Source organism: Pseudomonas chlororaphis subsp. piscium (assembly GCF_003850345.1).
GTDB classification, from domain to species: domain Bacteria; phylum Pseudomonadota; class Gammaproteobacteria; order Pseudomonadales; family Pseudomonadaceae; genus Aquipseudomonas; species Aquipseudomonas piscium.
The window spans coordinates 1,489,630-1,512,797 of the sequence record NZ_CP027707.1 but is presented as its reverse complement, the minus strand read 5'-3'; the positions used below and the strand labels follow the sequence as shown (position 1 = coordinate 1,512,797).

Annotated in this window: 21 protein-coding genes; 9 read left to right on the top strand and 12 right to left on the bottom strand. The window is 63.9% G+C overall.

Translation table 11 applies throughout. The features are described 5' to 3' along the window. Positions 1-84: 84 nt before the first annotated feature. The 4 genes from C4K38_RS06910 to C4K38_RS06895 form a co-directional block, all read right to left on the bottom strand. Positions 85-1,260 carry a M20 aminoacylase family protein gene (locus tag C4K38_RS06910; RefSeq protein ID WP_053277756.1) on the bottom strand — a complete coding sequence of 392 codons (1,176 nt, stop codon included), beginning with the start codon at positions 1,258-1,260 and terminating at the stop codon, positions 85-87. A 212-nt stretch (positions 1,261-1,472) separates the two neighbouring features. Next, complete coding sequence (locus C4K38_RS06905) at positions 1,473-1,802, bottom strand: hypothetical protein (protein WP_053277755.1); 330 nt, start codon at positions 1,800-1,802, stop codon at positions 1,473-1,475. Then, positions 1,799-2,896: a serine hydrolase domain-containing protein gene (locus tag C4K38_RS06900; protein ID WP_053277754.1), complete on the bottom strand. Its 1,098-nt coding sequence runs from the start codon at positions 2,894-2,896 to the stop codon at positions 1,799-1,801. Before C4K38_RS06900 ends, C4K38_RS06905 begins: the two co-directional genes overlap by 4 nt. 77 nt (positions 2,897-2,973) lie before the next feature. After that, entirely contained in the window at positions 2,974-3,864 is an 891-nt protein-coding gene (locus C4K38_RS06895; protein ID WP_053277753.1) for an acyl-CoA dehydrogenase family protein, read from the bottom strand. 140 nt (positions 3,865-4,004) lie between these two features. Here C4K38_RS06895 and olsB point away from each other — a divergent pair, with 140 nt between their 5' ends. Both olsB and C4K38_RS06885 read left to right on the top strand, forming a co-directional pair. Beyond that, positions 4,005-4,760 (top strand): L-ornithine N(alpha)-acyltransferase, encoded by a 756-nt coding sequence (gene olsB / locus C4K38_RS06890; RefSeq protein ID WP_007926556.1) that lies wholly within the window; start codon positions 4,005-4,007, stop codon positions 4,758-4,760. Next, entirely contained in the window at positions 4,760-5,554 is a 795-nt protein-coding gene (locus tag C4K38_RS06885; RefSeq protein ID WP_038581586.1) for a lysophospholipid acyltransferase family protein, read from the top strand. The genes olsB and C4K38_RS06885 overlap by 1 nt, the downstream gene beginning before the upstream one ends. Before the next feature lie 27 nt (positions 5,555-5,581). Here the strand turns inward: C4K38_RS06885 and C4K38_RS06880 are convergent, their stop codons facing one another. Next, positions 5,582-6,163 (bottom strand): acyl carrier protein phosphodiesterase, encoded by a 582-nt coding sequence (locus tag C4K38_RS06880; RefSeq protein WP_053277752.1) that lies wholly within the window; start codon positions 6,161-6,163, stop codon positions 5,582-5,584. Between the two features lie 153 nt (positions 6,164-6,316). On the opposite strand from C4K38_RS06880, the gene C4K38_RS06875 reads away from it, so the two are divergent. The 3 genes from C4K38_RS06875 to C4K38_RS06865 are packed head-to-tail and all read left to right on the top strand — an operon-like array spanning position 6,317 to position 8,889. Further along, complete coding sequence (locus tag C4K38_RS06875; RefSeq protein ID WP_025806770.1) at positions 6,317-6,631, top strand: ArsR/SmtB family transcription factor; 315 nt, start codon at positions 6,317-6,319, stop codon at positions 6,629-6,631. A gap of 13 nt (positions 6,632-6,644) precedes the next feature. Next, entirely contained in the window at positions 6,645-7,811 is a 1,167-nt protein-coding gene (locus C4K38_RS06870) for an MFS transporter (protein WP_053277751.1), read from the top strand. 28 nt (positions 7,812-7,839) lie between these two features. Beyond that, complete coding sequence (locus C4K38_RS06865; protein ID WP_053277750.1) at positions 7,840-8,889, top strand: alkene reductase; 1,050 nt, start codon at positions 7,840-7,842, stop codon at positions 8,887-8,889. Positions 8,890-9,066: 177 nt separating this feature from the next. Here C4K38_RS06865 and C4K38_RS06860 read toward each other — a convergent pair whose 3' ends face one another. Together C4K38_RS06860 and emhR are read right to left on the bottom strand one after the other, a co-directional pair. Further along, positions 9,067-9,954, bottom strand: coding sequence for a DMT family transporter (locus C4K38_RS06860; RefSeq protein ID WP_053277749.1), 888 nt, complete (start codon positions 9,952-9,954; stop codon positions 9,067-9,069). Positions 9,955-10,116: 162 nt separating this feature from the next. After that, positions 10,117-10,749: an efflux system transcriptional repressor EmhR gene (gene emhR / locus C4K38_RS06855; RefSeq protein ID WP_053277748.1), complete on the bottom strand. Its 633-nt coding sequence runs from the start codon at positions 10,747-10,749 to the stop codon at positions 10,117-10,119. Positions 10,750-11,013: 264 nt separating this feature from the next. Between emhR and emhA the strand changes: the two genes are divergently transcribed. From emhA to C4K38_RS06835, 4 genes are all read left to right on the top strand, one after another. Then, a complete protein-coding gene (emhA, locus tag C4K38_RS06850) occupies positions 11,014-12,171 on the top strand; it encodes an efflux RND transporter periplasmic adaptor subunit EmhA (RefSeq protein WP_053277747.1) in 1,158 nt (385 codons plus the stop codon). Positions 12,172-12,174: 3 nt separating this feature from the next. Further along, on the top strand, positions 12,175-15,321 hold the full coding sequence (gene emhB, locus C4K38_RS06845) for an efflux RND transporter permease subunit EmhB (protein WP_053277746.1): 3,147 nt from the start codon (positions 12,175-12,177) through the stop codon (positions 15,319-15,321). Further along, complete coding sequence (gene adeC / locus C4K38_RS06840) at positions 15,318-16,778, top strand: AdeC/AdeK/OprM family multidrug efflux complex outer membrane factor (protein ID WP_053277745.1); 1,461 nt, start codon at positions 15,318-15,320, stop codon at positions 16,776-16,778. Before emhB ends, adeC begins: the two co-directional genes overlap by 4 nt. Positions 16,779-17,158: 380 nt before the next feature. Then, positions 17,159-18,343 carry an OprD family porin gene (locus tag C4K38_RS06835; RefSeq protein ID WP_414860340.1) on the top strand — a complete coding sequence of 395 codons (1,185 nt, stop codon included), beginning with the start codon at positions 17,159-17,161 and terminating at the stop codon, positions 18,341-18,343. 208 nt (positions 18,344-18,551) lie between these two features. Here C4K38_RS06835 and pcaC read toward each other — a convergent pair whose 3' ends face one another. The 5 genes from pcaC to pcaG form a co-directional block, all read right to left on the bottom strand. Next, complete coding sequence (pcaC, locus tag C4K38_RS06830; protein WP_025806762.1) at positions 18,552-18,944, bottom strand: 4-carboxymuconolactone decarboxylase; 393 nt, start codon at positions 18,942-18,944, stop codon at positions 18,552-18,554. Between the two features lie 10 nt (positions 18,945-18,954). Beyond that, complete coding sequence (pcaD, locus tag C4K38_RS06825) at positions 18,955-19,755, bottom strand: 3-oxoadipate enol-lactonase (RefSeq protein ID WP_053277743.1); 801 nt, start codon at positions 19,753-19,755, stop codon at positions 18,955-18,957. An 11-nt stretch (positions 19,756-19,766) separates the two neighbouring features. Further along, the gene (locus tag C4K38_RS06820) at positions 19,767-21,131 is read right to left on the bottom strand and encodes a 3-carboxy-cis,cis-muconate cycloisomerase (protein ID WP_053277742.1); all 1,365 of its coding nucleotides are present in this window, start codon (positions 21,129-21,131) and stop codon (positions 19,767-19,769) included. 47 nt (positions 21,132-21,178) lie between these two features. Further along, positions 21,179-22,474, bottom strand: a complete 1,296-nt coding sequence (locus C4K38_RS06815) for an MFS family transporter (RefSeq protein WP_009047405.1) — start codon at positions 22,472-22,474, stop codon at positions 21,179-21,181. 127 nt (positions 22,475-22,601) lie between these two features. Beyond that, the gene (gene pcaG, locus C4K38_RS06810) at positions 22,602-23,168 is read right to left on the bottom strand and encodes a protocatechuate 3,4-dioxygenase subunit alpha (protein ID WP_053277741.1); all 567 of its coding nucleotides are present in this window, start codon (positions 23,166-23,168) and stop codon (positions 22,602-22,604) included.

Here is a 23,168-nt window from a genome sequence, read left to right as displayed (position 1 = left end):
GGCCTCTCGGGTAACGAGTCGAGCCTTTATGGGAAGTGCCGGGCGCCACGGGCACCCGATTCAGCGGCAGAAGAAAGGGAAAACTCAGGCCGGCTCGAGCCAGCTCTCGGCCAGCGCGGCCCAATAGGCGGCGCCGGTCAGCAGGATGTCGTCGTTGAAGTCGTAGCCGGGGTTGTGGACCATCGGCCGGGACAGGCCGTTGCCGATGAACAGGTAGCTGCCGGGGCAACGCTGCAGCATCCAGGCGAAGTCTTCGCTGCCCATCAGCTTGCGGGTGTTGCCGTCGACCGCCTGCTCGCCCAGCAGCGCCACCCCGACCTGACGGGCGAATTCGGTCTGCTCCGGGCTGTTGACCAGCACCGGATAGGCCGGGCGATGTTCGATGCTGGCGGAGCAGCCGAAGCTCTGGGCCTGGGTGTGGATGATCGTCCTGACCCGTTCGAGCATCTGCTCGCGCACCGGCGCGTTCAGCGCCCGCAGGCTCAGGCGCAGCAGCGCCTGTTGCGGGATGACGTTGGCCGCCTCGCCGGCCTGCAGCGCACCCACCGTCACCACCGCCGCCTCCTGGGCATCGATGTTGCGCGCCACCACGGTTTGCAAGGCCATCACCACACTGGCCGCAGCCACCAGCGGATCGACCGTCAGGTGCGGCATCGAACCGTGCCCGCCCACGCCTTCGAGGGTCACGGTGAGCAGGTCCTGGGAGGCCATCATCGGCCCTTCACGAAAGCCCAGGTGACCGGCCGGCAGCCCCGGCATGTTGTGCATGCCGAACAGCGCATCGCAGGGGAAACGCTCCAACAGGCCGTCGGCGAGCATCGCTTCGGCGCCGCCCTGGCCTTCTTCGGCCGGCTGGAAAATCAGGGTCAGGGTGCCGTCGAACTGGCGCGTGGCCGCCAGGTAGCGCGCCGCGCCGAGGAGCATGGCGGTGTGGCCATCGTGCCCGCAGGCATGCATGCACCCGCTGTGGCGGCTGCTGTAGGCCACGCCGCTGTTCTCGATGATCGGCAAGGCGTCCATGTCGGCGCGCAGGCCCAGCCGGCGTGGGCTGCTGCCGTTGCGCAGCACACCGACCACGCCGGTCTTGCCGATACCGCTATGCACTTCATAACCCCACTCCTCCAGGGAACGGGCGACCAGCGCCGAGGTGCGGTTCTCCTCGAAGCCGAGTTCGGGATGGGCGTGGATGTCCTGGCGAACGGCGCGCAGGTCGCTGGCGACATCGTCGAGCCAGGCAAAGATATGCGGGAAACGGGTCATGACGTATCTCCTTGGCCGGGTGTAATCCCGTTCTTTTTTTCGGAGCGTCTCACGGTGCAACAAGGCGTGATCGCGGCGTGCCCTCAGATAACCGCGAGCCGTCGCCTGCGACAATCGAATGTGGTTCCACAGGGTGGAACCTTGTGCGGGGAGCCAGTAAACATGGGGCTGACAGCCCCGGGAAAGGATTACCGATCTTTGCGTGGCGCCGTTCAGGGCTCCAGTCGACAGCCCTGGCGCTCACTCAGCCAGACAGCGCTGTGGCTGCGTCCCAGGCCGCTGGCGCTCACCCGCTTGTGCTCGGCATCGTCCCGCAGACTTTTGAGCGGCAGGTACTGCTGCACATAACCTTCGCAGTACTCGGCAGCGTTGTGCATCACGTAGCGGCAGGAACAGTACTCCTTGGCGCTGTAGGCGCTGAGGATGTCCGGGAAGGCCCGCAGGGCGACCCGCTCGCTCCAGCCCCAGCCGAACAAGGCCAGCAGCGCCAGCAACAGCAGGCTGGCGAAGGGATGGCGCACGACCCACGGACGCCGGCTCATGGCTGCACCTGCCGGGCGAAGGCCGCCAGGGCCAGTTTGAGCAACTGGTTGTGGCTATAGCTGCCGTCGCGGTCGTCGGCATAACGCACGATCACCAGCCCGGCGCTGGGGATCACGTACAGCGCCTGCCCCCAATGGCCCAACGCCGCGAAGGTATCGGCCGGCGCGTCCGGCCAGGGCGATGGGGCGCCGCCGACGGCGCGATTGAGCCACCAGTGGCCGCCGGGCACCAACTCGTCCTGGTTCGCCTGATAACCGGCGAACGGTGTACGACTGAATTCGACCCAGTCCCTGGGCAACAACTGGCGCTCGCCCCAGCGTCCGTCACGCAACATCAACAGGCCGACCCGTGCCAGGTCCCGTGCGGTGAGGTAGGCATAGGACGAACCGACGAAGGTCCCGCTGGCGTCGCTTTCCCACACGGCGTGGGTAATGCCCAGGGGCTCGAACAGCGCCTGCCATGGATAGTCGGCGTAACGCTGGGCTCCCAGCATGCCTTTCAGGGCCGCCGACAGCAGATTGGTGTCGCCGCTGGAATAACGAAACACCTGCCCCGGCGCGCTGAAGGCCGGGTGCTCGGCGGTAAAGGTCGCCATATCGCCGTGGCCACGGGTGTAGAGCATGGCCACCACCGAGGACTTCAGCGGCGCGTACTCGTAGTCCTCCTGCCAATCCAGGCCCGAGGCCCAGTGCAACAGGTCAGACAGGCTGATCTCCGGGTGCTGGCGCAACGCCGGAAGGAAGCGGGCGGCCTTGTCCTGCAACTGGAAACGCCCTTCGCCATAAGCCACGCCCAGTACCGCGGCCAACAGGCTTTTGCTGATGGACCAGGTCAGGTGCGGGGTGTCGGCACTGCTCGGACCGGCGTAACGCTCATAGATCAACTGGCCGTCGCGGATCACCAGCAAGGCATCGCTGCGGATGCCCAGGCGGGTCGCGTCGTTGCGAGGGGCGAAGGCGTATGTCTCCAGCGCCTCGAGGGCCGGGCCGCTGACTACGGGGCCCTTGCTCCATTGCGCGCCGGGCCAGTTCTCGGCCCAGGCCGGTGGGAGCATGAATAGCAGCGCAAGCAGCAGGGTCGAGCCTTTGAGCATGGCGGGAACTCGGGCAAGGGAACCCGCTGAGGGTAGACCAGGGAGATGACAGTTTTTTGCCACCCGCGGCCCTTCCTTTATAAGGCCAGCGCCTTGGCCAGGCGTTTGCTCCGCGCCCCCGCCGCCAGGTCCAGCACCGCCCGATCGCGCGTCCACAATTCGGCCCACTGCGCCGGGCCATCGGCAAAGGCCTGTTCAAGGGCCGGCTTGAGCCCGTCGAACTGGGCGAACAGCCCGCCCAGCAACACATGCCCGCTGCTCAGCGAGGGGTTCTGCCGGCTAACTTCCGCGCAACCGGCGAGCAAGGCCAGCAATTGCAGGAGCAGGGTCTGCGGCCAGTCGTTGTCCTGGCCAACGCCATACAGCCAGGCCGTCATGGCGCTGAGCACATAGATGTCTTCCAGGGTGCGGAAGGGTTTGACGTAGGCATCCCAACCGTCGCCCGCCAGCAGTTCGCACAGGGCGTTATCCAGTTGCAGGCGGCCGTGACTGATGTCCGGCATCAGCGGGATCGCCGGCAGCTTGTCGACCTTGACCCCAGGCTCGCCGGCGTAGACCACCGCCAGGCTCAGGCGCGGCGATTCGCCTTGCGCTTCGCAGCGGGCGGCGATCAGCAGCCAGTCGGCGGCATCGCCGGCGGTGACGAAGTCCTTGCGCCCGCTCAGGTGCAGGTCCTGCAGCCGGGTCTGCATATCGGCCGGGCGCAGGCTGCGCTGCTCGGTGGCGCACAGGGCGCCCAGGCTCAGCGGCGCGCTGGGCCAAAGCATGCGCAAGGCCGCCTGGTAGCCCACCAGGAAGGCCAGCCCCGGGGTGGCCATCAGCCGCCCGCCGCGCACCGCCAGCTCGAAGGGCGTCACGGGCCCCGGCTCCTGTAATAACAGCTCCTGTAACAACGCGGCATAACCTTCGGCCAGGTCCGGGTGGGCGGGCAGTCGGCGACGGCTGTGCAGCAGGGCTTGCCAGGGCATAAGCGGGTCCTCAGGGGCTGTCATATAAGCATCACCAAAGCTTCATGGCGATGACACCGGGGCTACATAGCCTGACTTTGCACAACAAAGTCGATCGGCTGCAACCCAAGGCGGGTCAGTGGCCCGCACGGAGATTCACAATGACTCAGATCGCCCGCATCAGCGACACCGGCAATGAACGCCGCCTGCAAGCCGAGCGCCTGGTTGGCGCCGCGGCCCTGCAAGAAGCCCAGGCCCTGCGCTTCAACGTCTTCAGCGGCGAGTTCAACGCCAAACTGAAAGGCGCTGAGCTGGGTCTGGACATGGATGACTATGATGTCCACTGCAGCCATATCGGCGTGCGTGACTTGAACAGCGGCCGCCTGGTCGCCACCACCCGCCTGCTCGACCACCAGGCCGCCAGCAGCCTGGGGCGTTTCTACAGTGAAGAAGAATTCAGCCTGCACGGCCTGGTCCAGCTCAAGGGCCCGATCCTGGAGATCGGCCGTACCTGCGTCGACCCGGCCTACCGCAACGGCGGCACCATCGCCGTGCTCTGGGGCGAACTGGCCGAAGTGCTCAACCAGGGCGGCTACAGCTACCTGATGGGCTGCGCCAGCATCCCGATGCAGGACGGCGGCGTGCAGGCCCACGCGATCATGCAGCGCCTGCGCGAACGCTACCTGTGCACCGAACACCTGCGCGCCGAACCGAAGAACCCGCTGCCGAACCTCGACATCCCGTCCAACGTCATCGCCGAGATGCCGCCGCTGCTCAAGGCCTACATGCGCCTGGGCGCGAAGATCTGCGGCGAGCCGTGCTGGGACCAGGACTTCCAGGTGGCCGACGTGTTCATCCTGCTCAAGCGCGACGAGCTTTGCCCGCGCTACGCCCGCCACTTCAAGGCAGCCGTGTGATGCGCCGGCTGCGGGTCTACGGGCGCATCGCCCGCGTGCTGCTGGTGGTGGCGCTGGGCCTGAGCATGGCCTGCGTGTTCGGCGTGTTCGAGCGCCTGGGCATCGCCAATTCCATGGTCCGGCGCCAGCGCTGGTCGCGCTTTTTCATGGCGCGCCTGAGCAATGCCCTGCCCTTCGGCGTGACGGTGCACGGCGAGTTGCCGAAACAGCCGATGCTGTGGGTCAGCAATCATGTGTCCTGGACCGATATCCCGTTGCTCGGCGCGCTGACGCCGCTGTCGTTCCTGTCCAAGGCCGAAGTGCGCACCTGGCCGGTCGCCGGCTGGCTGGCCGCCAAGGCTGGCAGCCTGTTTATCCGCCGTGGTTCGGGCGACAGCCAGTTGATCCGCAAACAGATGACCCGCCATCTGCAGCAGACCCACCCGCTGCTGATGTTCCCCGAAGGCACCACCACCGACGGCCGTAGCCTGCGCACCTTCCACGGTCGCCTGCTGGCCAGCGCCATCGAAGCCGACGTGGCCTTGCAGCCGGTGGCCATTCGTTACCTGCGCGATGGCGATATCGATCCGCTGGCGCCGTTCATCGGCGATGATGATTTGCTGTCGCACCTGATGCGCCTGTTCGCCAACGACCAGGGTCGGGTGGAAATCCATCTGCTCAAGCCGATTGCCTGCCAGGGCCAGGAGCGCGCCGCGTTGGCGTTCCAGGCGCAACAGGCGGTGCAAAAGGTCCTGTTTGGCGATATCGCCCAGCCAGCCGAACCACGGCGTGCCGGCGACCTGATCGCTGCCTGACCCTGGGGGGAGCCGGCTTGCCGGCTCCTACCGCGACTGTATGTGTTGCGCGGCGAACGCCTGCAACTGCGGGTAGAACGCCCGGAAATCCTCGCTCAACGGCTGGTACAGCCGCTCCAGCTCGCCCATCGCCGCCGCCAGCTCTTCCGGGCGAGACAGGCGCCGGGCAATCCCCTGCAACACCTGCTCCAGCACCTCGAATTCCCGGTAGGAACCCAGCCAGTCATGGGCGGCCATGTGCGGCGCGATCTGCGCCAGGCGCCCGGGTAACCGGGGTTCGCCCGCCAGCACCCGGTACACGTCCGAGGTGAACAATTCCAACGGCCGGTCGGCATAGAGCGCCCAGTCCCGGGCCAGGCAGTGGTCGAAAAACACGTCCAGCACGATGCCGGCGTAACGCCGGCGGGTCAGGGAAAAACGCGACAGCGACTCGCCCACCAGCGGATGGCGGTCGGTAAAGATATCGATGCTGCGATGCAGCTGGATCGCCGCCTCGATTTCCGGGTCGAACTGGCCCTGCAGGCGTCCTTTGACAAAGTCGCCATACAGACTGCCGAGTAATTGACCGGGGCGCTGGCCGCCGAGGTGCAGATGTGCGAGATAATTCATTCGCGCAGCTTAGCACCGCGCCTCACATATCGTTATAACCCGATATACCGATTAACGCTGATCTCAGATCAAAATCATATTGGTATATCGCGAAATAGCGATTTAAAGTTCGCCTCATCGCGATATAACGTTTTACGGAAAACGAGCACCGCCATGTCCATCGACCTCGACGAAATAATAAAAGCCCTGGCGCACCCAGTACGACGAGACATCCTTATCTGGCTCAAGGACCCGAAGGTCCAGTTCCCCGATCAGACCCACAACCACGAGTACGGCATCTGCGCCGGACAGATCGACCAACGCTGCGGCCTGTCGCAGTCGACCGTGTCCGCGCACCTGGCGACCTTGCAACGGGCGGGCCTGATCAGCAGCCAGAAAGCCGGCCAATGGCACTTTTTCAAACGCAACGAGGATGTGATCCAAGCCTTCCTCGAAGCGCTCACCAAAGAACTCAGCAGTCGACGCTGACAAGGACCCGACAATGCCCCTCTCGCTCCTCATCCTGGCCTTGAGCGCCTTCGCCATCGGCACCACCGAGTTCGTCATCATGGGCCTGCTGCCCGATGTGGCGAATGACCTGGGTGTGTCGATCCCTGGCGCCGGCTGGCTGGTGACCGGCTACGCCCTGGGCGTGGCCATCGGCGCGCCCTTCATGGCCCTGGCCACCGCCAGGCTGCCGCGCAAGGCCGCCCTGGTAGCGTTGATGGGGATTTTCATCGTCGGCAACCTGCTGTGTGCGCTGGCCAGTGACTACGACGTGCTGATGTTCGCCCGTGTGGTCACCGCCCTGTGCCATGGCGCCTTCTTTGGTATCGGTTCGGTGGTCGCGGCAGGCCTGGTGCCCGCCAACAAGCGTGCCTCCGCCGTGGCCCTGATGTTCACCGGCCTGACCTTGGCCAACGTGCTCGGCGTACCGCTGGGCACCGCCCTGGGCCAACAGGCCGGCTGGCGTTCGACCTTCTGGGCAGTGACCCTGATCGGCGTGATTGCCCTGATCGGGCTGATCCGCTTCCTGCCGGCCAAGCGCGACGAAGAGAAGCTCGACATGCGTTCGGAACTGATCGCCCTCAAGGGCGCCGGGATCTGGCTGTCGCTGAGCATGACCGCGCTGTTCTCCGCCTCGGTGTTCACCCTGTTCACCTATGTCGCCCCGCTGCTGGGCGAGGTGACCGGCGTCTCGCCCCAAGGCGTGACCTGGACCCTGGTGCTGATCGGCCTGGGCCTGACCCTGGGCAACATCATCGGCGGCAAGATGGCCGACAAAAGCCTGTCGGGAACCCTGGTCGGCGTGCTGATCGCCATGGCCGTGACCAGCTCCGTGCTGACCTGGACCAGCGTCGCGCTGATCCCCACCGAAGTCACTCTCTTCCTCTGGGCCACCGCCTGCTTCGCCGCGGTGCCAGCCCTGCAGGTCAACGTGGTGACCTTCGGCAAGGCCGCGCCGAACCTGGTGTCCACGCTGAACATCGGCGCCTTCAACATCGGCAACGCCCTGGGCGCCTGGGTCGGGGGCAGCGTCATCGCCCACGGCTACGGCCTGGTCAACGTGCCGCTGGCCGCCGCCGCGCTGGCGGTCCTGGCCCTGCTGGTGACGCTGATTACCTTTCGCCAGGGCGGCAATGCCGAACTGGCTCCTGCGACCAACTGATACGTTCATCTAAAGAAGGGTGTATTTCATGACGACTATTTTCGATCCGATCAAACTCGGCGACCTCGAGCTGGCCAACCGCATCATCATGGCGCCGCTGACCCGCTGCCGCGCCGACGAAGGCCGCGTGCCGAACGCGCTGATGGCCGAGTACTACGTGCAACGCGCCTCCGCCGGCCTGATCCTCAGCGAGGCCACCTCGGTGACCCCGATGGGCGTCGGCTACCCGGACACCCCGGGCATCTGGTCCAACGACCAGGTGCGCGGCTGGAGCAACGTGACCAAGGCCGTTCACGGCGCGGGCGGCAAGATCTTCCTGCAACTGTGGCACGTGGGCCGGGTTTCCCACCCGAGCTACCTGAACGGCGAAGCGCCGGTCGCGCCAAGTGCCATCCAGCCCAAGGGCCATGTCAGCCTGGTACGCCCGCTGGCTGACTTCCCTACCCCGCGTGCCCTGGAAACCGCTGAAATCGCCGATATCGTCGACGCCTACCGCGTCGGCGCCGAGAACGCCAAGGCCGCCGGTTTCGACGGCGTGGAAATCCACGGCGCCAACGGCTACCTGCTGGACCAGTTCCTGCAAAGCTCCACCAACCAGCGCACCGACCAGTACGGCGGTTCCCTGGAAAACCGTGCCCGCCTGCTGCTGGAAGTGACCGACGCCGCCATCGAAGTCTGGGGCGCCGGCCGTGTTGGCGTACACCTGGCGCCACGGGCCGACTCCCATGACATGGGCGACGACAACCTGGCCGAAACCTTCACCTATGTCGCTCGCGAGCTGGGCAAACGCGGTATCGCCTTTATCTGCTCCCGCGAGAAAGAAGGCGCCGACAGCCTCGGCCCACAACTGAAAGAAGCCTTCGGCGGCCCGTACATCGCCAACGAACGTTTCACCAAGGACAGCGCCAACGCCTGGCTGGCCAGCGGCAAGGCCGATGCCGTGGCCTTCGGTGTGCCCTTCATCGCCAACCCGGACCTGCCGGCCCGCCTGAAGGCCGATGCGCCGCTGAACGACGCGCGTCCTGAACTGTTCTATGGCAAGGGCCCGGTCGGCTATATCGACTACCCGACGCTGTAAGGCGCTTCAATTAAAAAGCCCCGGACTCGCGAGAGCCGGGGCTTTTTCATGCGCGCTCACCTGTAGGAGCAAAGCTTGCTCGCGATAAACCCAAGGGCAACGGGTAGCTTCAGGCACACCGCGTTATCCTTGACCACCATCGCGAGCAAGCTTCGCTCCTACAAGGGCGGGGCGCGATCAGTTGCGCTTACGCTGGCCCCAGGCCACGGCCAGGCCGCTGAGGCAGATCACCGCGATCCCGACTATGCCGAAGCTGTCCGGGGTGTGATCGAAAATCAGGTAGCCGTACATGCCGGCGAACAGGATCTGCCCGTAGCTGAATGGCGCCAGCATTGCCGGCGCGGCATGGCGGAAGGCCTGGGTCAGCAACAGGTGGCCGAGCATGCCGCAGGTACCGAGGCCGATCATGAACAGGGCATGCCACAGGGTCGGCGTACTCCAGAAGAACGGCAGCGCCGCACTCATGATCAGGCTGTTGAGAATCCCGGTGAGGAAGTTGCTGGTGGTGGGGCTGTCGACCCCGCTGAGCTTGCGGGTGAGCAATTGGTAGAAGCCGAAACACAACGCCGAGCACAGCGGCAGCAGGATCGCCGGGGTGAACAAGGCGCCGCCCGGACGAATCACAATCAAGACCCCGACGAAACCGGCCAGCACCGCCAGCCACTGGCTGCGGGTCACCCGTTCGCCCAGCAGCGGCACGGACAACGCGGTGACTAGCAAGGGCGCGAGGAAGTTGACCGCGGTGGCCTCGGCCAGGGGGATATAACGCAGGCCGGTGGTGAAAAACAGGCTGGTGCCGATCAGGCACAAGGCACGCAACAGTTGCAGGCCAGGCCGCTTGGTACGGACCACGGCGGAAAAACCGCTGCGCGGCACGAACACCACCAGCATCAACAGCGTGTGCACCACATACCGGGCCCAAACCACCATGACGATGGGGTAGAAGCCGGACAGGTATTTGGACAGGGTGTCATGACTGGCGAACAGCAAAACCGCCAGGCAAATCAGTGCTATACCTTTTACCGGCTGCTCGGCGCCCTTGTAAGCCGCGGTACTCACACTCATTCACATACTCGCAACAATTTCCCTACAAAATACGTAGCTCGCTATCTATCAAGATAAAGCCGGCACGTATATAAAGGCATCCCGGTGAGCCGTGACGAATGAAACATCGCGTTTTATAACGCGCAAACGTTGACATCTGCCGACGTAATTCCGCATTTTGTCTCAATTACGCAGGCTGGAACTCAGGCGCAGCATGTCCAATCCGGTATCGATCCAGCGCTCCGCTTCCTTATGGAGTTCGAAGCTGTCCGGCGCCAACAGCCACTGATAAAGAATGCCATCAATATAGGCGTGGATACTGATGGCCGCCCGGGCAGTATCGAGATTCTCGGGCAGTTGTCCCCGCTTCACGGCATTGCGCAACCCCAGCTCGATATGCACGTTGCAATCCAGGCTGGCCGCGCGACGCTGGCGCCGCATGTCGCACATTTCATCGGTGATTTCGCACTTGTGAAACAAAATCTCATTAATGCGTCGGGTTTTCGGGTCCAGGGCAATTTGATGAAACAAATGAATCAGCAGCTTGCGCATGCACCCCAGCGGGTCGACTTCCTCTTCGTCTTCACTCGCCCTGGCCATTTCATTCAACGGCTCGCGCAAGGTATCGAGCATGGCCTGCACCAGATCCGCCTTGTTGCTGAAGTGCCAGTAAATAGCTCCACGCGTGACACCGGCCAACGCCGCGATATCGGCCAGGGTGGTACGCGCCACACCGCGCTCGTAGAAGGCTTTTTCGGCCGCCTCGAGTATCTGTTTGCGGGTTTCTTGAGCTTCCTCTTTGGTACGACGGACCATGGCAGTAAACCTCGATCAGGATGTTTCAGCGATGCATGAAACTCATCTGAATAAATATGGAACGGCATCTCGGGTGCCGTTTGCCCAGCCTACAATTCAACGTTTGCAACGGCTTTTGTAACCGAATGGGTACGTCGCCAAGGTATTTACAAACAACCATGAACGTAAGTATATTCCTTAGCAAGCTACTTATCCACTCAGCACTCGTTTTTTACCCTTCCACTTTTCGAGTGCGCATTTTGCGCGCCTGACCCGAGGATCTTCATGCAACTCAAGCCAGCTGTTACCGCTCTGGTCACTGCCGTCGCCCTGGCATCGCTGCTCAGCGGATGTAAAAAGGAAGAGGCGGCTCCAGCCCCACAAGCCCCTCAGGTCGGCGTAGTCACCCTGCAACCTCAAGCCTTTACCCTGACGTCCGAGCTTCCAGGGCGCACCACTGCGTTCCGGATCGCCGAGGTCCGTCCTCAGGTCAACGGCATCATTCTCAAGCGTCTGTTCAAGGAAGGCGGCGACGTCAAGGAAGGTCAGCAGCTCTACCAGATCGATCCGTCGGTCTATGAGTCGACCCTCAAGAGCGCCCAGGCCAACCTGCAATCGACCAAGTCGATCTCCGATCGCTACAAGCAACTGGTCGACGAGCAAGCCGTAAGCCGCCAGGAATACGACACTGCCGTCGCCAACCGCCTGCAATCGGAAGCCTCGCTGCAGAGCGCCCAGATCGACCTGCGCTACACCAAGGTGCTGTCGCCGATCTCCGGGCGTATCGGCCGTTCTTCGGTCACCGAAGGCGCATTGGTCAGCAACGGCCAGTCCAGCGCCATGGCAACCATCCAGCAACTCGATCCGATCTACGTCGACGTCACCCAGTCGTCGGTCGAACTGCTCGAGCTGCGCCGCGAGCTGGAAAGCGGTCGCCTGCAGAAGGCCGGCGACAACGCTGCCAAGGTCAAGCTGACCCTGGAAGACGGCAGCCAGTACAAGCTCGACGGCAAGCTGGAGTTCTCCGAAGTGTCGGTCGACGAAACCACCGGTTCCGTGACCCTGCGCGCGGTGTTCCCGAACCCGGAACACACCTTGCTGCCAGGCATGTTCGTGCATGCGCAACTGCAGGCCGGCGTGAATGCCGCGGCGATCCTCGCCCCGCAACAAGGCGTGACCCGCGACCTCAAGGGCACACCGACCGCGCTGGTGGTTGGCCCGGACAACAAGGTTGAACTGCGTCAGCTCAAGGCCAGCCGCACCGTCGGCAACCAGTGGCTGATCGAGGACGGCCTGAAGGCCGGTGATCGCCTGATCACCGAAGGGCTGCAATTCGTCCGACCTGGCGTCGAAGTCAAAGCCAGCGAAGCGACCAACGTTCCAGCAAAAAACCCGGCCACTGCACAGGCAACTGACAAAGCTGCAGGCGGCAAAGGGGAGTAAACCATGTCGAAATTTTTTATCGACCGTCCGATTTTCGCCTGGGTAATCGCCCTGGTGATCATGCTGGTCGGGGCTCTATCGATCCTCAAATTGCCGATCAACCAATACCCGAGCATCGCGCCACCAGCGATCGCCATCTCCGTGACCTACCCAGGCGCTTCCGCACAGACCGTGCAGGACACCGTGGTCCAGGTCATCGAGCAGCAGCTCAACGGTATCGACAACCTGCGTTATGTGTCCTCGGAAAGTAACTCCGACGGCAGCATGACCATTACCGCGACCTTCGAGCAGGGCACCAACTCGGACACCGCGCAGGTTCAGGTGCAGAACAAGCTGAACCTGGCCACCCCGCTGCTGCCGCAAGAAGTGCAGCAACAGGGTATCCGCGTAACCAAGGCGGTGAAGAACTTCCTGTTGGTGATCGGTGTGGTTTCCGAGGACGGCAGCATGTCCAAGGACGACCTCTCGAACTACATCGTGTCCAACATGCAGGACCCGATCTCGCGGACCGCGGGCGTGGGTGACTTCCAGGTGTTCGGTGCCCAGTACGCCATGCGTATCTGGCTCGACCCGGCCAAGCTGAACAACTTCAACCTGACTCCGGTTGACGTGAAAACCGCCGTGGCGGCGCAGAACGTCCAGGTGTCGTCCGGCCAGATCGGTGGTTTGCCAGCCCTGCCAGGCCAGCAACTGAACGCCACCATCATCGGCAAGACCCGCCTGCAGACTGCCGAGCAGTTCAAGGCCATCCTGCTGAAAGTCAACGCGGACGGCTCGCAAGTGCGTCTGGGCGATGTCGCGGATGTGGCCCTGGGGGGTGAAAACTACTCCGTCAGTGCCCAGTTCAACGGTGCCCCGGCTTCCGGCCTGGCCGTGAAACTGGCCAACGGCGCCAACGCCCTGGACACCGCCAAGGCTCTGCGCAAGACCATCAGCGACCTGGAGCCGTTCTTCCCGGAAGGGATGAAAGTGGTCTTCCCGTACGACACCACCCCGGTGGTGACCGAGTCGATCAAGGGTGTGGTCGAGACCCTGGTCGAAGCGATCGTGCTGGTGTTCCTGGTGATGTTCCTGTTCCTGCAGAACTTCCGCGCCACCGTCATCACCACCATGACCGTTCCGGTGGTGTTGCTGGGTACCTTCGGCATCCTCGCGGCCGCCGGGTTCAGCATCAACACCCTGACCATGTTCGGCATGGTGCTGGCCATCGGCTTGCTGGTGGACGACGCCATCGTCGTGGTGGAAAACGTCGAGCGGGTGATGGCCGAGGAAGGCCTGTCGCCCAAGGAAGCGACCAAGAAGTCCATGGGCCAGATCCAGGGCGCCCTGGTCGGTATTGCCCTGGTACTGTCGGCGGTACTGCTGCCGATGGCGTTCTTCAGCGGCTCCACCGGTGTGATCTACAAGCAGTTCTCGATCACCGTGGTCTCGGCCATGGCCCTGTCGGTACTGGTTGCCCTGATCTTCACCCCGGCCCTGTGCGCCACCATGCTCAAGGCCATTCCCCATGGCGAACACGCCGCGCCGAAACGCGGCTTCTTCGGCTGGTTCAACCGTACCTTCGACCGCAGCGTCAAAAGCTACGAACGTGGCGTGGGCAATATCCTGCGGCACAAGGCGCCTTACCTGCTGGCCTACGCGCTGATCGTGGTCGGCATGATCTGGCTGTTCGCCCGTATCCCGACTGCGTTCCTTCCGGAAGAAGACCAGGGCGTACTGTTCGCCCAGGTACAGACCCCGGCCGGTTCCAGTTCCGAGCGGACCCAGGTGGTCGTCGATGAAATGCGCGCCTACCTGCTGGACAAGGAAAAGGACACCGTGGCCTCGGTCTTCACCGTGAACGGCTTCAACTTCGCCGGTCGTGGCCAGAGTTCGGGTATGGCGTTCATCATGCTCAAGCCGTGGGACGAACGCTCCGTGGAAAACAGCGTGTTCAACCTGGCCGCGCGTGCCCAGCAGCACTTCTTCAGCTTCCGCGATGCGATGGTGTTCGCCTTCGCCCCGCCGGCGGTACTGGAGCTGGGTAACGCCACCGGTTTCGACGTGTTCCTGCAGGACCGCGCCGGTATCGGCCACGAGAAACTGATGGAAGCCCGCAACCAGTTCCTCGGCATGGCGGCGCAGAGCAAGGTCCTGTCCCAGGTGCGTCCGAACGGCCTGAACGACGAGCCGCAGTACCAGCTGGAAATCGATGACGAGAAGGCCAGCGCCCTGGGCGTGACCATCTCCGACATCAACAACACCTTGTCGATTGCCCTGGGCAGTAGCTACGTCAACGACTTCATCGACCGCGGTCGGGTGAAGAAGGTGTACATCCAGGGTCAGCCTAACGCGCGCATGAGCCCCGAGGACCTGAAGAAGTGGTACGTGCGCAACAGCGCCGGGACCATGGTGCCGTTCGCCTCCTTCGCCAAAGGCACGTGGATCTACGGTTCGCCGAAACTGGCCCGTTACAACGGCGTAGAAGCGGTGGAAGTCCTGGGTGCCCCGGCGCCGGGCTACAGTACCGGTGAGGCCATGGCCGAAGTCGAAGCCATCGCCAAGAAGCTGCCGGCCGGTGTCGGTATCTCCTGGACCGGTCTGTCCTACGAGGAGCGTCTGTCGGGCTCGCAAGCGCCTGCGCTGTACGCCTTGTCGCTGCTGATGGTGTTCCTGTGTCTGGCGGCGCTGTATGAAAGCTGGTCGATTCCGATCGCGGTCATGCTGGTGGTGCCGCTGGGGATCATCGGTGCGCTGATGGCGACCAGCCTGCGCGGCCTGTCCAACGACGTGTACTTCCAGGTGGGGCTGTTGGTGACCATCGGTCTGGCGGCGAAAAACGCCATTCTGATCGTCGAGTTCGCCAAGGAACTGCACGAACAGGGCCGCAGCCTGGTCGACGCGGCGATCGAAGCCTGCCGCATGCGTCTGCGTCCGATCGTCATGACCTCCCTGGCCTTCGTACTCGGTGTGGTACCGCTGGCCATCTCCACCGGCGCAGGCTCAGGTAGCCAGCATGCGATCGGTACAGGGGTGATTGGCGGTATGCTCACCGCGACTGTCCTGGCGATATTCTGGGTGCCTTTGTTCTTCGTCACCGTGTCCTCGATGAGCCGCCGCAAGGCAATCGAAACGGAAACTACTGAAACTCCTGAAGAGGCTGGCCAATGAGCAAGTCGCTACTCTCCCTCGCAATCACCGCCACCGTGCTGAGTGGTTGCTCGCTGATACCGGATTATCAGCAGCCGCAAGCGCCGGTCGCGGCGCAATACCCGCAAGGGCCGGCCTATTCGCCTGCGGAGGCTGCCAACCAGGCAGCCGCCGAACAGGGCTGGCGGCAGTTCTTCCATGACCCTGCCCTGCAGCAGCTGATCCAGACCGCGCTGGTGAACAACCGCGACCTGCGGGTCGCGGCGCTGAACATCGACGCCTACGCCGCGCAGTACCAGATCCAGCGCGCGGACCTGTTCCCGGCGATTTCGGCCACCGGCAGCGGCAGCCGTCAACGTACCCCGGCACGGATGTCGCAGACCGGTGAAGCGGCCATCTCCAGCCAGTACTCGGCCACCCTGGGTGTCAGCGCTTATGAGCTGGACCTGTTCGGTCGCGTTCGCAGCTTGAGCGAGCAGGCCTTGCAGACCTACTTCTCCAGCGAAGAAGCCCGGCGCAGTACGCAGATCAGCCTGGTGGCCAGCGTGGCCAACGCCTACCTGACCTGGCAGGCCGACAAGGAACTGCTGAAGCTGACCCAGGACACCCTGGCGGCCTACGAGGAGAGTTACCGCCTCACCTCGCGCAGCAACGAAGTCGGCGTGGCCTCGGCCCTGGACCTGAGCCAGGCGCGGACCTCGGTGGAGAACGCCCGGGTGCAACTGGCGCGTTATACCCGCCAGGTGGCCCAGGACGAAAACAGCCTGACCCTGCTGCTGGGTACCTCGATCCCGGCCAACCTGCCGAGCGCGCAGCCGTTGTCGGCCGACCTGCTCAGCGAGTTGCCGGCCGGCCTGCCGTCGGAACTGCTGCAACGTCGTCCGGACATCCTCGCCGCCGAGCACAACCTGAAAGCCGCCAACGCCAGTATTGGCGCGGCACGCGCGGCGTTCTTCCCGAGCATCAGCCTGACGGCCAATGCCGGGACCTTGAGCCCGGACATGGGCGGCCTGTTCAAGGGCGGCTCGGGCACCTGGTCGTTCGCACCACAGATCAATATCCCGATCTTCAACGCCGGCAGCCTGCGCGCCAGCCTGGATTACTCGAAAATCCAGAAAGACATCAACGTGGCGCAGTACGAGAAGTCCATCCAGACCGCCTTCCAGGAAGTCTCCGATGGCCTGGCCGCACGTCAGACCTACAACCAGCAGTTGCAGGCCCAGCGTGACTTCGTCAACGCCAACCAGGACTACTACCGTCTGGCCGAGCGTCGCTACCGCATCGGTGTCGACAGCAACCTGACCTTCCTCGACGCCCAGCGCTCGCTGTTCAGCGCACAGCAAGCGTTGATCACCGACCGGCTTGCGCAGCTGACCAGCGAGGTCAACCTGTACAAGGCCCTGGGTGGCGGTTGGAACGAGCAAGGTTCGCAGAAAGCGGAAGTGAGCAAAGAGGCACCGCCACTGAAGCTGTTCTGAGTGCATGACGCTTGAAAAAAGCCCACCTTTCGGTGGGCTTTTTTATGGGCCGAAAACGGCCGTCACTTGTGTTCGTTAATCGCCCAAAACCCGCCAAGGCCAATTGAACAGGGCCGTTGATCCAACGCACCATTCCCCGCACCTACAAAAACCAATAACAACAGGTTCGTCATCATGACCCCGCGCCCTGCCCGCTCCGGCTGATTCCGCTCCATCCACCCTCCCGGTTTCAACCTTGTCTGCAACCTGACGTTGCCGCAGCGCCCTGCCTCACCCCTAACAATTAGAGAGCCCGATCCATGAAGCCATCCATTCGCACTCCCTACTCCCTGCTGCCTGGCCTGCTGGCCGTCAGCGTTGCCGGCACGACCCTACCGGTCATGGCCGCGGAGTCCGGCTTTCTCGAAGACGCCAAGGTCAACCTGAACCTGCGCAACTTCTACATCAACCGCAACTTCACCAACCCGGGCAAAGCCCAGGGCAAGGCTGAGGAATGGACCCAGAGTTTCATCCTCGACGCCAAGTCCGGCTTCACCCAGGGCACCGTCGGGTTCGGCATGGACGTGCTGGGGCTGTACTCGCTGAAGCTCGATGGCGGCAAGGGCACCGGCGGCACCCAACTGCTGCCCCTGGATCACGACGGGCGTCCGGCCGACCACTTCGGCCGCACGGGCGTGGCGTTCAAGGCGCGCCTGTCGCAGACCGAAGTCAAGGTCGGCGAATGGATGCCGGTGCTGCCGATCCTGCGCTCGGACGACGGTCGCTCCCTGCCCCAGACCTTCCGCGGCGGCCAGATCACCTCGAAGGAAATTGACGGCCTGACGCTCTACGGCGGCCAGTTCCGCGCCAACAGCCCGCGTGACGACAGCAGCATGAGCGACATGTCGATGACTGGCAAAGCGGCCTTCACCTCCGACCGTTTCAACTTCCAGGGCGGCGAATACAGCTTCAACGACAAGCGCACCCAGGTCGGCGTGTGGAACGCCCAGCTCAAGGACATCTACAGCCAGCAATACCTCAACCTGATCCACAGCCAGCCGCTGGGCGACTGGACCCTGGGCGCCAATATCGGCTTCTTCTACGGCAAGGAGGATGGCAGCGCCCGCGCCGGCGACCTGGACAACAAGACCTGGTCGGGCCTGTTCTCGGCCAAGTACGGCGGCCACACCTTCTACGTCGGCCTGCAGAAACTCACCGGCGACAATGCCTGGATGCGCGTCAACGGCACCAGCGGTGGCACCCTGGCCAACGACAGCTACAACGCCAGCTACGACAACGCCCAGGAAAGATCCTGGCAACTGCGTCACGACTACAACTTCGTCGCTGTCGGTGTACCCGGCCTGACCCTGATGAACCGCTACATCAAGGGCAGCAACGTGCACACCGGCACCATCACCGACGGCAAGGAATGGGGGCGCGAGACCGAGCTGGCCTACACCGTGCAAAGCGGCACGCTGAAGAACCTCAACGTCAAATGGCGCAACTCGACCATGCGCCGCGACTTCAGTACCAACGAGTTCGACGAGAACCGCCTGATCATCAGCTACCCGATCAGCCTGCTGTAAGCACACTCGATCGGCATAGCCAGAACCAAGGCCAGCCCCATTCCCCGGGACTGGCCTTGTTTTTGGTAGGAGCGAAGCTTGCTCGCGATGATCGTCAACGATGGCACGTACTGACGGGCCAAACGCGGCGCTCTCAGGTTCATCGCGAGCAAGCTCGCTCCTGCAGGGAAAACGCAGCGGCGCCGAGTTTCTTTACAGGTCGTGGGTATCAGCCGCGGGATTCGACGCCCAGCTCGTCCCACACCGACTCGGCCAGGTGGAAGGTCGCGTTGGCCGCCGGAATGCCGCAGTAGATCGCGCTCTGCATGATCACTTCCTTGATCTCGGCGCGGCTCACGCCGTTGTTGGCGGCGGCACGCAGGTGCAGCTTGAGCTCTTCGTTGCGGTTCATGCCGATCAGCATGGCGATGGTGATCAGGCTGCGGGTGTGGCGTGGCAGGCCCGGACGGGTCCAGATATCGCCCCAGGCGTGCCGGGTGATCATTTCCTGGAACTCCGAGTTGAACTCGGTCAGGGTATTCAGGCTGCGATCGACATGGGCGTCGCCCAGCACCGCGCGACGTACTTGCATGCCTTCGGCGTAACGTTGTTTCTCGTCCATCGGGGCTTCCTCAAATGTTCTGGTCAGCCAGCAGAAATGCCACGACTCGCTCGCTGAACGCAGCACCGGCCTGGACGTTGGACAGGTGCGCCGCATGGAACTCGGCATATTCGGCGCCGCGCACGCGCTCCTGAATGAAATGCCCACCGGATGGCGGCGTGACCGCATCTTCGGTGCCGGACACCACCAGGGTCGGCGCTTCGATCGCCGACAGTTGATCGCGGAAATCCGCATCGCGCACCGCCGCGCAGTTGGCGGCATAACCCTGGGGCGAGGTGGCCGCCAGCATGTCGGTGATCAGCTTGGCCTGATCCGGGTGCGCCGCGGCGAAATCCGGAGTGAACCAGCGGGCGATCGAGGCATCGCGCAATGCGACCATGGCCGCCTGGCCGTCGCGCAGCACAGTCTCGATGCGCGGGTTCCATACCGACAGCTCGCCGATCTTCGCCGCGGTGTTGCACACCACCAGCTTGTGCAGGCGCTCGCCGGCATTGATGCCCAGCCACTGGCCAATCAGCCCGCCCATGGACAGGCCGCAGAAATGCGCGCGCTGGATATGCAGCGCGTCCAGCAGCGCCAGCACGTCACGGCCCAACTGCTCGATGCTGTAGGGCCCTTCGGTGACCAGGGACTTGCCGTGGCCACGGGTGTCGAAACGCAGTACCCGGAAGTGCTTGGTAAAGGCCGGAATCTGGATGTCCCACATGTGCAGGTCGGTACCCAGGGAATTGGACAGGACCAGCACCGGCGCATCGGCCGGGCCATCCAGTTGGTAATGCAGTTCGCCATCGGCGAGTTGTACGAATCCCACGGCAGTCTCCTTCAGGCGTTCAAGGCAAAATGTTCGGCCACGGCGCGCTCGACCCAGGCTTGCGCCTGGCCGAGGTAATGCGCCGGGTCCAGCAGGCGATCCAGTTCTTCCGCCGACAGCTCGGCGGTCACTTGCGGCTCATCCCCCAGCACCGCGCGCAGATGCCGCTGTTCGGCCACCGCGCGCTTGCAGCATTGCTCCAGCAGATGGTGCGCGGTCTCGCGGCCCAGGCGCTGGGCCAGGGCGATGCTCACGGCTTCCGCCAGCACCAGCCCCTGGGTCAGGTCGAGGTTCCTGGCCATCCGCGCGGCGTCGACTTCCAGCCCATCGGCCACCAGCAGCGCCTGTTGCAAGGCACCGGACACCAGGCAGCAGATCTCCGGCAGGGTTTCCCATTCGGCGTGCCACAGGCCCAAGCTGCGTTCGTGCTCCTGGGGCATGGCGCTGAACATAGTCGCCAGCAGCCCGGGAACCCGGGTCGCCGCGCCGATCAACACCGCCGCGCCCACCGGGTTGCGCTTGTGCGGCATGGTCGAGGAGCCGCCCTTGCCCGGCGCCGACGGTTCGAAGACTTCCGCCGCCTCGGTCTGCATCAGCAGGCTGATGTCACGGCCGAGCTTGCCGAGGCTGCCGGCGATCAGGCCGAGCACCGAAGCGAACTCCACCAGTCGGTCGCGCTGGGTGTGCCAGGGCTGTTCCGGCAAGCTCAGTTGCAGCTCCTCGGCCAGGGCCTGGGCAATGGGCAGTGCCTGCTCGCCCAGGGCCGCGAGGGTGCCGGAGGCACCGCCGAACTGCAGCACCAGCAAGCGCGGCTTGAGCTGCGCCAGACGCTCGCGGCTGCGGGTCAGCGCCCCCAGCCAGCCAGCGATCTTCATGCCAAGGGTGACTGGCGTGGCGTGTTGCAGCCAGGTGCGGCCGGCCATCGGGGTGGCGGCATAACGCTGGGCCTGCGCGGCCAGGATGCCGCCGAGACGCGCCAGGTCGTTGTCGATCAGGTTCAGTGCATGCCGCAGTTGCAGGACCAGCCCACTGTCCATCACATCCTGGCTGGTGGCGCCCAGGTGCACATGACGCTCGGCGCTGGCATCGCTCTTGGCGATCTGTTTGCCCAGGGCCTTGACCAGCGGAATCGCCGAGTTGCCCGCTGTGGCGATAGCCTGGCCAAGGGCAGAAAAATCATAGAGTCCGGCCCGGCAAGCCGCCTCGATCGGCGCCACCGCCTCGGCCGGTATCACCCCAACCCGAGCCTCGGCCCGGGCCAGCGCGGCCTCGAAGTCGAGCATGGCCTGGACCCGCCCCTGGTCGCAGAACACCGCGCGCATATCGCGGGTGGTGAAGTAGGCATCGAACAGTTGGTTGCTCGCCGGTGTACTCATAAACAATCCTTTGGGGCGTGCGTCCGCGACGGACGCACGCGGACAGGTCAAAGATCGTGGTGCAGGTACGCCGCCTGTTTAGGCAGACGCAGGCTGAACAGGAAGGCAATCGCCATCATCGCCGTCACGTACCAGTAGAAGGTGTTTTCCATGCCCAGGGATTTCAGGCCCAGGGCCACGTATTCCGCCGAACCGCCGAACAGCGCGTTGGCCACCGCATAAGCCAGGCCTACCCCCAGCGCCCGCACTTGCGGCGGGAACATCTCGGCTTTTACCAGGCCACTGATGGAGGTGTAGAAACTGACGATCGCCAGGGCCAGGGTGATCAGCACAAAGGCCAGGAACGGGCTGCTGATGGTTTTCAGGGTCAGCAGGATAGGCACGGTGCACAGCGTGCCCAGCGCGCCGAACCAGAGCATCGAGTTACGCCGGCCGATCTTGTCCGCCAGCATGCCGAACAGCGGCTGCATGCACATATAAAGGAACAGCGCGCCGGTCATGATGTAGCTGGCGGTCTTGGCGTGCATGCCGGCGGTGTTCACCAGGTACTTCTGCATATAGGTGGTGAAGGTGTAGAAAATCAGCGAGCCACCAGCGGTGTAGCCGAGCACGGTGACAAAGGCCTTGGAGTGATGCTTGAACAGCGCGGCAACGCTGCCGGCGTCCTTGTCTTCACGCATTTCCTTGCTGGTGGTTTCTTTCAGCGAGCGCCGCAGCAGCAGGGAGATCAGGGCGGCGATGGCGCCGATCACGAACGGAATCCGCCAGCCCCAGGCCTTGAGCTCCGCTTCGTCGAGAAACTGTTGCAGGATCACCACCACCAGTACCGCCAGCAGTTGCCCGCCGATCAGGGTCACGTACTGGAAGGACGCGAAGAACCCGCGCTGGCCCTTGAGCGCGACTTCGCTCATGTAGGTGGCGGTGGTGCCGTATTCCCCACCCACCGACAGGCCCTGGAACAGCCGCGCCATCAGCAGCAGTGCCGGTGCCCAGGCACCGATGCTGGCGTAGGTCGGCAGGAAGGCGATGACCAAGGAGCCTGCGCACATCATCAGCACCGAGATCATCATGGAATTCTTGCGCCCGTGCTTGTCGGCCACCCGGCCGAACAGCCAGCCGCCGATAGGACGCATCAGGAACCCGGCGGCGAACACGCCGGCGGTATTGAGCAGTTGCACCGTGGGGTCGTCGGAGGGGAAAAACGCCGGGGCGAAATAGATCGCGCAGAAGGCGTAGACGTAGAAGTCGAACCATTCGACCAGGTTACCGGAGGAGGCGCCGACGATCGCGAAGATCCTCTTGCTGCGTTCCTCGGTCGTATAGTGACTGGTTAACGTTGTCATGGCTTTTCACTCTTTGGGGACGTGGTGAGTCTAGACATACTTTGTAACAGTCCCGCTCCGCAAGACGACCTTGGGGGGAGCGGCCGGTTCAGCCTTATCGCGAACCAGCCCGCTCCCCCGGGCACACTCAATAATCGAAGAACACCGTTTCCGCGTCGGTCCCCTGCAGGATCACGTTCCACTGGTAGTGGCCCGCGGCATCGGCCTTGGCCAGCAAGGTGGCGCGACGCTCCTCGGGTACGCAGGCCAGCAGCGGATCGGTCGCGTTGGCCGGTTCGCCGTCGAAGTAGATGCGAGTCAGCAAGTGCTTGACCAGCCCCCGGGCAAACACCAGTACCACCAGGTGCGACGCCTGGGTCGAACCCTGCAGGCCAGGCACGGTGCCCGGCTTGATGGTGGTGAAGCGGAAACGCCCTTCCCCATCCACCGGCACCCGGCCGAAGCCCTGGAAGTTCGGGTCCAGGGCCTTGTCCTGATCGTCTTCCGGGTGGTCGTACTTGCCGACCGCGTTGGCCTGCCAGATTTCCAGCATGGCGTCGTTGACGAAATCGCCGTTGCCATCCACCACCTGGCCGCTGATCGCCACCCGCTCGCCGAGGGTCTCGGCCTGGGTCAGGTCTTCGCGGTTCAGCCAGGTCAGGCCGATGTGGTAGTAGGGGCCGACGGTGTGGGACGTGGTCGCAGTCAGCGTCAT